Below are 12,531 nucleotides of genomic sequence, written 5' to 3' on the forward strand. Positions count from 1 at the left end.
TTTTTAGCGCCAAAAAGCTTGTTTTGAGCGCAGAAGCGGCGTTTTTGCTTGGTTTAACGACGAGTCAACCCTGTTTGGAGAAAATAATGGGTCTTTTTTTTGGTGGACGCACAAAGTCAGGCTCTTGTCGAGAATTGAGCCGCTTCTCCCTATCGGGTAAAATAGCGAATTCCAACCTGCTATTCATGCCATGACCAAGTTTATTTTCGTAACCGGTGGTGTTGTTTCCTCACTGGGCAAGGGCATCGCCGCTGCGTCGCTGGCTGCTATTCTTGAATCACGTGGCCTTAAAGTCACGATGATGAAGCTCGATCCGTATATCAACGTTGATCCGGGCACAATGAGCCCATTTCAGCACGGCGAAGTTTTCGTAACCGAAGACGGCGCTGAAACCGATCTGGATCTCGGCCACTATGAGCGTTTTATTCGCTCTAAGATGCGTAAATCTAATAATTTCACGACCGGACAAATCTATGAATCCGTGATCACAAAGGAGCGCCGTGGCGATTACCTGGGTGGCACGGTGCAAGTAATTCCGCATATCACCGATGAAATTAAAATGAAGGTGAAAGAAGGTGCGGGCGAAGTTGATGTAGCGATTGTAGAAATCGGCGGTACTGTTGGTGATATCGAATCACTGCCGTTTCTTGAAGCGATTCGTCAGATGCGCTCTAACCTTGGCCGCAAAAACACACTCTACGTTCATTTGTCGTATGTGCCTTACCTGGCCACTGCTGGCGAAATCAAGACTAAGCCAACTCAGCACAGCGTAAGAGAATTGCGTCAGATCGGTATTCAGCCTGATATCTTGCTGTGCCGTATGGACAGAGAGCTGCCAGATGATGAGCGCCGTAAGCTGGCGCTGTTCTGTAATGTTGAAGAAAACGCCGTGATTGCCTGCTACGACGCAGGCAGCATTTATCAGGTGCCGGGCATGCTGCATGCCCAGGGCATTGATGATATTGCGTGCGAATTGCTGCAAATTGATGCGCCTAAGGCTGATTTGTCGGCCTGGGATAAGATTGTTTACGGCTTAAACAACCCTACACGCACTGTTAATATTGCGATGGTAGGTAAGTATGTTGATCTGACAGAATCTTACAAATCCTTGTCTGAAGCGCTGATTCATGCCGGTGTGCACACCACAAGTAAAGTTCAGATCCATTATATGGATTCTGAAGAGCTTGAAAAAAATGGTACAGACAGCCTGAAAGATATGGATGCCATTCTGGTGCCGGGCGGCTTTGGTAAGCGCGGTGTGGAAGGCAAGATTCTGGCTGTGAAATATGCACGTGAAAACAATGTGCCTTACCTCGGTATTTGCCTGGGTATGCAAATTGCGCTGATCGAATACGCACGTGATGTAGCCGGTATGAAAGGCGCTAACTCAACTGAATTCGATTTAGATACTGAATTCCCTGTTGTTGCGCTGATTAATGAGTGGGTAAACCACGACGGCAAGATTGAAACGCGCGATGCGAACTCTAATCTGGGCGGCACGATGCGTCTGGGTGCACAAGAGTGCCGTCTGGGTGAAGATTCATTGGCTGCACGTGTATATGGTGCATCAACGATTACCGAGCGCCATCGTCACCGTTATGAAGTAAACAACTATTACCTGCCACGCTTAGAAGCGGCTGGTCTGACTATCAGTGGCAAATCAACAGGCACAGAGCAATTGGTTGAAACCATTGAATTAAATGGTCATCGCTGGTTCTTTGCTTGTCAGTTCCACCCTGAATTCACGTCAACACCGCGTGATGGTCATCCGCTGTTTACTTCCTATATCGAAGCGGCATTATCGTACGCCAAAGAGCAGGGGCGTGAAGGTCTGAGCTGCTAAAACCGTGAGGGGTAGGTGTGAGGGGCCAGGAGGAACTCCCTCTCACCTTACACCTTACTCCTCACTCCTCACGGAGCGAAAAATGAAATTATGTGGCTTTGAAGTCGGTATCGATCAACCTTTCTTTTTGATCGCCGGCACCTGTGTGATTGAAAGCGAGCAAATGGCGCTGGATACAGCAGGTCAATTAAAAGAAATGACCGATGCGCTGGGCATTCCTTTTATCTATAAATCGAGTTTTGATAAAGCAAATCGCAGCTCTGGCAAATCATTCCGTGGTTTGGGAATCGATGAAGGCCTGCGTATTTTGTCTGAAGTTAAAAAACAGATTGGCGTTCCGGTGATTACCGATGTGCATACTGAAGCCGAAGCACCCATTGTGGCCAGCGTAGTTGATGTATTGCAAACCCCTGCCTTTTTAGCGCGTCAGACTGATTTTATTCACGCAGTGTGCGCTACTGGCAAGCCGGTTAATATCAAAAAAGGCCAGTTTATGGCCCCCGGTGATATGGTAAATGTGATTAATAAGGCGCGCGATGCAAACGGCGGGCTGGATAATCTGATGGTATGCGAGCGTGGAGCATCTTTTGGCTATAACACGCTGGTCAGTGATATGCGTGGCTTAGCTATTATGCGTGAAACCGGCTGCCCGATTGTTTTTGATGCAACGCACTCGGTACAACAACCGGGCGGGCAGGGCGATCGCTCTGGTGGCCAGCGTGAATTCGTGCCGGTATTGGCGCGTGCTGCGGTTGCTGCGGGGATTTCCGGGTTATTTATGGAAACCCATCCGGATCCGTCAAAAGCATTGTCAGACGGCCCTAACGCCTGGCCTTTGGCCCGAATGAAAGAATTGCTGATGGTGTTAAAAGATATTGATCGCGCAGTAAAGGGTCATTCTTTTATTGAACACAGTTTGTAAAATAGTTTGCAAGTGGCCAGATAGTCTGGCCATTTGCATCTATGAAAGAATATTTCATGGTATTTGTAGGATTTGTGGCTTATTGGCACGCAAAAACGCGTGTCGTCCTTGTTGAAATTGCTGTTTATGTAGTAAAAGTACATTTTGTGATCAGATATGGCCTGCCATCTTAGGTATTGATGGCGTGTTAGCGATGAGAATCACAGATTTGCTGATCGTACTCAAAGACACTGACTGTGCTGTTAAGGCACACTTATTTATTGAACACTCGCTGTCATAAATAGTGTGTATTTTTAGTGCCGGACTATTCCGGCAAGCTAGTCTTCAGACCAACCCTCCATATAGGTGTTTGAAATATGAGCGCAATTGTAGAAGTAATCGCCCGCGAAATTCTTGATTCACGCGGTAATCCAACTGTAGAAGCCGATGTATTGCTGGAATCCGGCGTGATGGGCCGTGCTGCAGTGCCGTCTGGCGCATCCACAGGTGAGCGCGAAGCGCTTGAGCTGCGTGATGGCGATAAAGCCCGTTACCTGGGTAAGGGTGTACTGAAGGCTGTTGAAAATATCAACACCGAAATCTGTGAAGCCATTATTGGTCTGGATGCAGCAGATCAGGCGTTTATCGACAAAACCATGATCGATTTAGATGGTACTGACGACAAACGTAACTTGGGTGCAAATGCAATTCTGGCTGTATCGATGGCTGTTGCTAAAGCTGCTGCTGAAGAAGCAGGCCTGCCACTTTACCGTTACATCGGTGGTTCAGGCCCGATGAGCTTGCCAGTACCCATGATGAATGTGGTAAACGGTGGTGAGCACGCATCTAACAGCCTGGATTTCCAGGAATTGATGATTGTTCCGGTTGGCGCGCCAACTTTCCGTGAAGCACTGCGTTACGGTGCAGAAGTATTCCACAACCTGAAAAAAATCCTGCACGACAAGGGTATGCCTACCCAGGTTGGCGATGAGGGTGGTTTTGCTCCGGACGTAGCCAATGCAGAAGAAGCACTGGAAATGATCATGTCTGCTATTGAAAAAGCAGGCTACAAAGCCGGTACAGATTTCTGCATCGCTCTGGATTGCGCAGCTTCTGAGTTCTTTGATAAAGAAACTGGTAAGTATGTTTACAAGAAGAGCGATAAGCGCGAGCTGACTTCAGAAGAGCAAGTAGATTACCTTGAAAGCCTGGTCAATAAATTCCCGATTATCTCGATTGAAGATGGTATGGGCGAGCGTGACTGGGCGGGCTGGAAAGTGCTGACTGATCGCCTTGGTAAGCGCGTGCAGATCGTGGGTGATGATTTGTTTGTTACCAACACTAAGATTCTGGCTGAAGGGATTCGCTTAGGCGTTTGTAACTCCATCCTGATCAAGGTAAACCAAATTGGCTCGCTGTCTGAAACACTGGCTGCAGTTGATCTGGCTAAACGCAATGGCTACACATCTGTAATGAGCCATCGTTCAGGTGAAACCGAAGATGCAACGATTGCCGATCTGGCTGTTGCAACGAACTGCATGCAAATCAAAACGGGCTCATTAAGCCGTTCTGATCGTATTGCTAAATACAATCAGCTGATTCGTATTGAAGAAGAATTGGGTGAAGCTGCAGTTTACCCAGGTAAAGATGCTTTTTACCAAATCAATAAGTAATTGCAAAAGATAGAGTAATATACCGAACCGGAGCCATAAGGCTCCGGTTTTCTTCTATACAGAATGAACTATGCGCCTTCTTGCTATTATCTTTTCTATTATGATTGCAGCCTTGCAATGGCCTCTTTGGGTCGGCAAGGGCAGCTGGTTGCGCGTATGGCAACTGGATCATCAGTTGGTAGAAAAAAAACTTCATAATGAAAAATTAAAAGAGCGCAATGATGCCCTGGATGCGGATGTGCGCGATTTAAAAACCGGATCAGATGCGATTGAAGAGCGGGGCCGCAATGAGCTGGGCATGATTCGGCAGGACGAAGTGTTTTTTCAGGTATTAGATAAAGATCACCCCGCCTTAACGGCAACAACTCCCCCTCCCGTCACTCAGTAATCCCTCCGTTACACTTTCTTTTTTTATGGTTAAATTTTTAACTGTAATGGCCTCACTCAGGTATAGTGAAGCAAAAAGGGGGTGTATATGACAGAGGTTCCCGTTGCAAGGCGCAAGGCAGACACATTGTATTTTCAATTGGCGGGCGAAATTGCCCATGCAATTGCTACAGGTGTTTTGCAGGCCGGGGAGAAGCTCCCTTCTATCCGCAAATTGTCATCGCAAAGACAGGTTAGCCTGTCCACCGTGATGGAAGCCTATCGGGAGCTGGAAGATCGCGCTCTGATTGAGGTGCGGCCTCAATCCGGCTTTTACGTTCGCAGTAAACCCACCGCTTTGTTTTCCCCTGAGCTGACTCAGCCTCCTCAGTCCCCAAGTGATGTGGTGATTGATCCTATGTGGCTGCCGGCCACTTTAGCGCGCCTGCACGATATTAAAATTGATTTTGGTTTCGCCATTTTAGCCCCTGCATTATTTCCTAATCAGCAATTGCAGCGCTTGCTGGCGCAAGTCACCCGGCAAGATCCTGATTTAATTGCGGATTACGGCCGCCCGGCAGGCGATGTGGAATTGCGCCGCCAGATTGCGCGCCGCTCTTTAAATTGGGGTGGGCAATTTGAGGCGGATGAAATACTGATTACTCAAGGCGCAATTGAAGCGCTTAATTTATGTTTAAGAGCCGTGACCCAGCCAGGCGATGTAGTCGCCATTGAATCACCTGCTTATTTCGGTTTATTGCAAATATTAGAAAGTTTTCAGCTTAAAGCGCTGGAAATACCCACTCATCCGCAAACGGGTATATCAATTGAAGCGCTGGAATTTGCCACGCGCAATGGCGAAGTAAAAGCTTGCGTATTACTGCCTAATTTTTCTAATCCATTAGGCAGCTTAATGCCGGATGAAAATAAAAAACGGCTGGTTGAATTGCTGGCAGAGCGGCATATCCCACTTATTGAAGATGATTTATACGGCGAATTCTATTACAAAGGTGAGCGCCCGCGGCCAGCAAAAGCCTTTGATAAAGAAGGCAATGTCATGCTGATTTCGTCTTTTACTAAAACAGTTGCGCCAGGATTCAGAATTGGCTGGGTGGTGGCTGGAAAACACCATCAGAAAATAGAGCAGCTGAAGTTTATCAATACTTTTTCCAATGCCATGCCACTGCAAAGAACGATAGCCCGGTTTTTAGAAAGCGGGGGTTACGATCATCATTTACGCCGCTTGCGCAGGGCATGTCATGAGCAGGTGGGGCATGCGGTTACGGCCATTGAACGTTCATTTCCTGCAGATACACGGCTCTACGTGCCACAAGGCGGCTATGTGTTTTGGGTGGAGCTAAATGCTGCGGTGAATACGCTGCTGCTTTTACAGCAGGCACTGAAAGAGGGGATTAGCTTTACTCCAGGTTCTTTGTTTTCCCCAAGCCACAGTTACGGGCATTGCTTAAGGATTTGCTGCAACGAAACCTGGAGTGACCGGCATGAGCGGGCAATTGAGCGGCTGGGTGAGCTGATACAGCAGCAAATTGGCAGGGCCCTACCATGAGACGCTCACCACCTTCCCATCTGTGGCTTTGTCTTCCTGATCTCTGAGCACAACCTGGCAGCTTTGGGGGGAATCAGGCTGTGTTTCTTCGCAGCCCTCAGAATAGCTTAAGATGCAAGGCGGATTGCTATGTGATTCATCGACTAAAATCACATTCATTTTTGCGCCGCAAAAAGCGTTGATGGCCTGTTGCAAGCCAAGAATATCGTTGATATCGGCAAGTGCAAAAGGGTGGATAAGGCTTAAGCCAAGCAGTGCTGAATAAAAATGTTTGCGCATGATCAAACTCCTACTCTGTATTTGCAGAATAGAGCGCAAAGCTGACGTGTAAGGGCTGAATGGGCCTAAATCCGCCGAACGGATACATTCGGTAATGTTTGATAACAATCGGCAAAAATTTGAGTGTTTTTGTCTTCTTTCGTCAGACAACTTGTTTGTTATTGCTTGCTCTGGCGGTATTTTCGTAATATAAACCGCGCCGGATCAATGGCTTGTTGTAAGTCTGTCTCGATGGGGGCCGGGTCATGATGAAGCTGACAAGCTAGTGTTTCTGCCGCAATCAGCGCCCAGCTCAGCCCCCTTGAGCCGAGGCCTAACAAGCAATATGCGCTATTTAATCTGGGGATTTGATGAAGCTGGTGTATGGCCCCGCGAATACTCTGCGGATCTGGCAGGGCACCGGCAAGCGGCAGGCGATCCAGGCTGTTTGGGCGGTAGCAGGCGCGGCTGCCCGCACTCTGGCCGGATGTAAAGGCAGGCAGCAAGGATTGCAGCTCAGACAGATTGCATAGCTCTGCAGTGGCTAAATCATCGTTTTTAACTTCTGCGGCGCCAATGCAGCGATAGCCCTGAAAAGCGGGAGTAATGTAGCCTGAGCCAGTCAGACTGTGCCGGGGCGTTGCAGATGCGGGAATCAGCGTCGTGCTGCGCAATGTTTTACTCAGCGGTAATTCAAGCTCCGGAAGCAGCTTAAGGGCTTCGGTGGCGTTGGCGATAATCAAAACCGGAGCCGCTGCCAGAACGCCGCCATGCTGATCCAAAGCCTGCCACCCTTCGGTTGTGTGTATCAGCTGTTCCACATGGCTGTTGCAGCGCAGCTGTATCTGCGCTGGCCACTGTGCCAGATTGGCGCGGCATACGCTGGCAGGATTGGCCCAGCCACCCTTGGGGAACCACCAGCCACCGTGATTTGGGCACTCGCCCAGCAGGGCGGCTGCGTCGTCTTGTGTTATCCAGCTTAATACTTCTGCAGGTAAGCCACTGGCTATTTCCTGCATCAGCAAGGCTTGCGTATCGTCTTTGGCAATTTGCAAAATACCATCGATGCCAAAGAAAATATCCAGCCCTGCGTTTTTTAATTGCGTGAGATGTTCTTGGGTTTCTGCACAGCCTGCACGGCTTAAGCGTGCGGGGATATTGTCATCCCGGCTGGCACTGGGATGAAATAAACCCGCGTGGTTGCCCGATGATTGTGTGGCGATTTCGCCTTGTGCTTCCAGGATGTCGATTTTCCAGCCACGAACCGCCAGCCGCGCAGCAATGCTGGTTCCGGCAAGACCTGCGCCAATAATCATGGCGTGATGAGGGGGCGTCGGTGATTTATCAAAGGGCGGGCGCGTGCACAGCCCCGTTTGAAAATCGCCCCAATCCTGCAGCAGATAGCCTGCGCTTTTTAAATGTGCCTCTCCGGATTTTTCATGCGTGACCACGCGTGTATCCGCGCCAGACAAGCGCCAAAGGGCTTTGTAGTGTGCGGCACTCAGATCAGGCGTGTTGATGTCGGCCGCATCCAGGGTGGCATTCAGGCTGCGAAGCTGGGCCAGTGGCTCGCCCCACATCAGCGTAAGAATCAGCGCGCCGTCTTCTAAATGAATGCGCTGAAAGCCACGCGGTAATGCGGGCCATTTACTGGCTAATTCATCATGTAAAGCCGCCAGCTCCGGCAGCGGGCAAGTCGCCATGCTGGCTGCATTTATCATGGCAAAGTAATAAAAGCGCTGGCTGCGCTCCGGATCTTGCCGCCACGCCTGCCATGCCTGCAAAAAGCCAGCACCATCTGCAAAATCAAATTGCAGCATGATAAAGCGGTCTTTATTCTGCCAGCGGACTGGTAATTGATGACGGGCTAAAAAAGGGGTGGGTACATGCATCAGGCTTTACACGCCTCAATGCGCTGATGTTTGTCCATAAAACGTTTGAGTGCGACCACAAACACCGCACCTACCATCAGCAGGGCGGTGGCAAAAAAGCGGTTACCTGCCAGTAAATGTCCTGCCTTGATGCCTTCAATGCCCAGCGAGTAAACGCCCATGGTGATCATGCCAAATGCTGCGGCGACCGTACCCTTGCTGACACTACTGGAAAAAAGCACCAGCCTGAATAAGCCGGCGTTCACAAGCCCGCAGCCAAAAGCATAGAAGCTGATGCCAATCACCAGTGAAGTATAGTGACCAGGGGCGATAATCATACTGACAAAGCAAAATCCCAGCCCAAAAAGCTGTGGAATCAAACCCAGGCCAATCATGCGACGCACGGGTAAATAATTGCTTAATTTAGCCAGCGTGAAATTACCAATAATCAGCGCACCAAACACAGGCATTTGCCAGTAGCCAAATTCAATAGGGGAAAGGCCCGCGTCTTTAATCAGGATAACGGGCGAAATACCAATCCAGGTCAGCAGGGGAACGCTGCATAGGCCCATCGCGAATGCGCCGGTTAAAAAATGCGTATTGCCAAAAACTTTTCTGTAATCCTGCCAGACTGCATTCAAAGTGAACGGTGTATTGGCCTTGGCAGGTGTCACCGTTGGCATGGCGTGCCAGAGGCCAACAAAAGCAACAAAAGACACTGCCGCAATTAAAACAAAAATCATTCGCCAAGGCGCAAATTCAATCATGATTGCGCCCGCAAGAGGGCCAAGCAAAGGGGCGATCATTGCTACATTGGCCATCAGCGCTGTTACTTTAATGGCGGTTTTTTCGTCGAAGGATTCCTGCACCAGTGCATAGCCCACTGCACCAATAAAACACATGCCTACACCCTGAAAAACCCGCAATACAATAAATTGCTCAATCGTACTGGTCAGCAGGGTGAGTAAGCACATACAAATAAAAAACATCACCCCTGTCAGCATCACCGGCCTGCGGCCTATCCGGTCGGACAGCGGGCCCAGCAGCCATTGCAATGAGGCTCCGCCCACCAGATAAGCGGTCATTGAGGTGGGTATCCACTGAGGCCCCGCGTTAAATTCGTGCGTGACCGCGAGCATGCCCGGCAAAATCATATCGTTAGCGATATAGGTAGAGAATTCAAATAATACTAATGCCAGCGGCAAAAGCAGGGTACGCCAGGTGAGTTGCGTAATGAGGGCTGGGGAAGCGGGCATGAATGTAAGCAGGGCGATGATTAACCAGGCATTTTGTCGTGTTTGGCATAATTTAGATAGAGAAGGATTGCCACCCGCTTAATTATTTTCTGCTGCTGAGGCTTGTTCTGCCGCTTGTTTCAGTACGACGCCTTCAACTTGTCTGGCTTTTTCTAAGGCTTCACGCTGCGGCTCAGCAATTTTTTGCGGCGCAGGGCTGGGCCCGCAGGCGCTCAGGGCAATGAAAAAAGGGATGATGAAAAGTGATTTCATGTCAGGCCTGTGTTGTAAGGGAATTTCGAAGTAAGCCCAAATCCCGTGCCGAAGAGAACACGGAGTTTTACGGAGAAAGCCTTATTTTGCTGTGCTTCCCCCGCGTGCTTTCGTGTTCTCCGGGGTTTTAGGTTTGAGTTTGCCTTGCGTAATATCAGTTGTTAATCGTAAGCCTTCTGAATGCACTGCAGGTATTCGCTTACCGTTTGTGTATATCCCAGCTCCAGCGCATCGGCAATAAAGGCGTGGCCGATAGAGACTTCCTGCACGCCGGGTACGGCACGTAAAAAGCGGGTTAAATTGTCACGATTTAAATCGTGGCCGGCGTTGATGCCCAGCCCTAAGCCCAGTGCGGCCTTTGCAGTGGCCGTAAAACCTGCCAAAACCTGCTCTTCTTTGTCTGTGCCGTAAGCATTGGCGTAGGTTTCGGTATAAAGCTCGATACGATCAGCACCCAGCCCGGCCACAAAGGGCATCGCTGCAGGGTTTGGGTCCATAAAGAGGCTGACGCGCACGCCCAGCGCTTTACATTCTGCGATCAGCGGGCGTAAACGATCCATATCGGCGGGCAAATTCCAGCCCACATTTGAGGTGAATTGCTCTTCGCTGTCGGGCACAAAGGTGGCCTGATGGGGGCGGTACTCACGGATAAAATCCATCAGGTTCTGGGTGGGGTTGCCTTCAATATTGTATTCGGCCTGCGGCCAGATTTTAAGTAAGGCGGCCAGATCACTGACATCATTGCTGCGGATATGACGCGCATCGGGGCGGGGGTGGACGGTAATGCCCTGTGCACCGGCAGCAAGACAAATCTGCGCAGCTTTTACGACACTGGGGATACCCAAATGGCGGGTATTACGCAACAGCGCTACTTTATTAACGTTTACGGAGAGGGCGCATGGGTGAGTTGGCGTTGTCATGGTGGTGTGTTTTCTTTTAATAAGACAGCAAGTGGTGCATGGCGTTAGAAAGAGGGCTGAACAATCATGTCATGGCGGATCAAAAGCCCAAGCTCTTTCGTTTTTGTAAGGATGCAAGAGGGGGATTCTGCCTCAAGCTCGCTTAAAGAGCCATAGCCCCAGAGTACACCACAGGCATTTAAACCATTGATATGCGCGGCTTGCAAATCAACAGCACGATCGCCAATCATCAGGCTTTGCAGGCTGATCGCCTGGCTGGCGAGCAAAGATTCAATCTGCTGCCATTTATGAATGCCAATATCACCGCCGCTGATAAAATCAAAGTAATCGCTGATGCCAAATAGTTTTAAAATTTTATCGGCAAAATCGGCGCGTTTAGAGGTGCAAATACCCATGCGGATATTCTGTGTTGCCAGCGTTTGTAGTGCTTCCGGGATGCCGGGGTAGAGTGTGTTTTCAGAATACCCCACCTCAGCATAGCGTTCGCGGTATTTGGCGACCAGTGCAGCAATCTCTGCATCATCATTTACACCCGTAATGAGCTTAAAGGAGGCATCCAGAGGCGGGCCAATATACTGCGCCAGCGATGGCTCGGCTTGCCGTGGATAGCCTCGTGATTCAAGGGCGTAATTAATCGAGCGGGAAATCCCGGTAAATGGATCACTGATTGTGCCGTCTAAATCAAATAAAAGCTGAGCCATGCGTATCCATGATGTTATTTAAAGGGGGGGAGCCATAAAGACCAGCTCCCAAATATGCCCGTCTAAATCCTGAAAGCCATGTGCGTACATAAATCCATGATCTTGCGGATCGTTATAAGTGTGGCCCCCTGCTGCGACTGCTTTGGCTACTATGTCATCGACTTCATTGTGGCTGTCGCACGACAGGCAAAGCAGCATCTCGGTGTGGGTGTGCGCATTACAAAGGGGCTTGGGCGTAAAGGTTTGAAATCTGGTTTCGTTTAACAGCATGACAAAAATATCATCTGAAACAATCATACAGCTGGCACTGCTGTCAGAATACTGAGGGTTAAAACTAAAGCCCAGCGACTGAAAAAAGCCCAAAGATGCTTCGAGGTTTTTTACTGGTAAATTAACAAAAATCTTACGGCTCATAGCAACACCCTCAGAATAGGATTTCAGCGTGGCAGATTCCTTGCGCTGTTGATTAAGACGCCAAAGCGCCCAATCCAGTGTAGTGAGCGCCGTGCTAAATCGCTACTGATCCGTGTTTGTTTGTTAATTTTAAGGTAAGAATAAGTAAGCGAACTGGGCGCTTGCCTATTTTTTAAGTGGCTCGCACCAGCAATCGCCACTTTTGGCAGAACAAACACGAATCTCATTTGCGCAAGGCAGCGGGCTTTCTATCCAGGTTTCTGGCTTTTTAGTCTTACTGCTGAGCAAGCCTTTAATGATTTCCTCATCTACTGCGGCCCCTGCCTGCATCAGCGGCTCTTGGTAGAGCGGCGTATTGCGATGGTCATCCAGTTGCTTGCCCGCAACCGCACCCAATAGCGTGCAGCCACAAAGCGGGGCAATCAAAAACAGACTGCACAGAAATTGATTCGGCATGGATATTCGCGGGAATAGTAATACAGCTATCTTACGCCACCTAAAAGAAATAT

The 12,531-nt window shown here is 49.4% G+C and carries 13 protein-coding genes; 5 read left to right on the plus strand and 8 right to left on the minus strand.

The window, feature by feature from the left end; all coding sequences use genetic code 11:
• The first annotated feature begins 190 nt into the window (after positions 1-190).
• The 5 genes from pyrG to HA050_RS03795 all read left to right on the plus strand — a co-directional run bounded on the left by pyrG (position 191) and on the right by HA050_RS03795 (position 6,350).
• Positions 191-1,843: a CTP synthase gene (gene pyrG / locus HA050_RS03775; RefSeq protein ID WP_166822274.1), complete on the plus strand. Its 1,653-nt coding sequence runs from the start codon at positions 191-193 to the stop codon at positions 1,841-1,843.
• 82 nt (positions 1,844-1,925) lie between these two features.
• Positions 1,926-2,765 carry a 3-deoxy-8-phosphooctulonate synthase gene (kdsA, locus tag HA050_RS03780; protein WP_166822277.1) on the plus strand — a complete coding sequence of 280 codons (840 nt, stop codon included), beginning with the start codon at positions 1,926-1,928 and terminating at the stop codon, positions 2,763-2,765.
• Between the two features lie 356 nt (positions 2,766-3,121).
• On the plus strand, positions 3,122-4,417 hold the full coding sequence (gene eno / locus HA050_RS03785) for a phosphopyruvate hydratase (RefSeq protein ID WP_166822282.1): 1,296 nt from the start codon (positions 3,122-3,124) through the stop codon (positions 4,415-4,417).
• Positions 4,418-4,487: 70 nt separating this feature from the next.
• On the plus strand, positions 4,488-4,805 hold the full coding sequence (gene ftsB, locus HA050_RS03790; protein ID WP_166822286.1) for a cell division protein FtsB: 318 nt from the start codon (positions 4,488-4,490) through the stop codon (positions 4,803-4,805).
• Between the two features lie 87 nt (positions 4,806-4,892).
• A complete protein-coding gene (locus HA050_RS03795; protein WP_166822289.1) occupies positions 4,893-6,350 on the plus strand; it encodes an aminotransferase-like domain-containing protein in 1,458 nt (485 codons plus the stop codon).
• Here the strand turns inward: HA050_RS03795 and HA050_RS03800 are convergent.
• The 8 genes from HA050_RS03800 to HA050_RS03835 form a co-directional block, all read right to left on the minus strand.
• Positions 6,342-6,629, minus strand: a complete 288-nt coding sequence (locus HA050_RS03800) for a hypothetical protein (RefSeq protein WP_166822292.1) — start codon at positions 6,627-6,629, stop codon at positions 6,342-6,344. The two genes, HA050_RS03795 and HA050_RS03800, sit on opposite strands and share 9 nt — an antisense overlap.
• 158 nt (positions 6,630-6,787) lie before the next feature.
• Positions 6,788-8,500, minus strand: coding sequence for an FAD-dependent 5-carboxymethylaminomethyl-2-thiouridine(34) oxidoreductase MnmC1 (mnmC1, locus tag HA050_RS03805; protein WP_166822295.1), 1,713 nt, complete (start codon positions 8,498-8,500; stop codon positions 6,788-6,790).
• Positions 8,500-9,735 (minus strand): MFS transporter, encoded by a 1,236-nt coding sequence (locus tag HA050_RS03810; RefSeq protein WP_166822298.1) that lies wholly within the window; start codon positions 9,733-9,735, stop codon positions 8,500-8,502. Before HA050_RS03810 ends, mnmC1 begins: the two co-directional genes overlap by 1 nt.
• A gap of 78 nt (positions 9,736-9,813) precedes the next feature.
• A complete protein-coding gene (locus tag HA050_RS03815; protein WP_166822301.1) occupies positions 9,814-9,987 on the minus strand; it encodes a hypothetical protein in 174 nt (57 codons plus the stop codon).
• A gap of 161 nt (positions 9,988-10,148) precedes the next feature.
• A complete protein-coding gene (locus tag HA050_RS03820) occupies positions 10,149-10,907 on the minus strand; it encodes a pyridoxine 5'-phosphate synthase (protein ID WP_166822304.1) in 759 nt (252 codons plus the stop codon).
• 44 nt (positions 10,908-10,951) lie between these two features.
• A complete protein-coding gene (locus HA050_RS03825; RefSeq protein WP_166822306.1) occupies positions 10,952-11,608 on the minus strand; it encodes an HAD-IA family hydrolase in 657 nt (218 codons plus the stop codon).
• Positions 11,609-11,626: 18 nt separating this feature from the next.
• Positions 11,627-12,022: a VOC family protein gene (locus HA050_RS03830; RefSeq protein ID WP_166822308.1), complete on the minus strand. Its 396-nt coding sequence runs from the start codon at positions 12,020-12,022 to the stop codon at positions 11,627-11,629.
• A gap of 165 nt (positions 12,023-12,187) precedes the next feature.
• A complete protein-coding gene (locus HA050_RS03835; RefSeq protein WP_166822311.1) occupies positions 12,188-12,478 on the minus strand; it encodes a hypothetical protein in 291 nt (96 codons plus the stop codon).
• Positions 12,479-12,531 lie beyond the last annotated feature (53 nt).

The organism is Iodobacter violaceini (assembly GCF_011601265.1).
In the GTDB taxonomy this organism is placed as follows: domain Bacteria; phylum Pseudomonadota; class Gammaproteobacteria; order Burkholderiales; family Chitinibacteraceae; genus Iodobacter; species Iodobacter violaceini.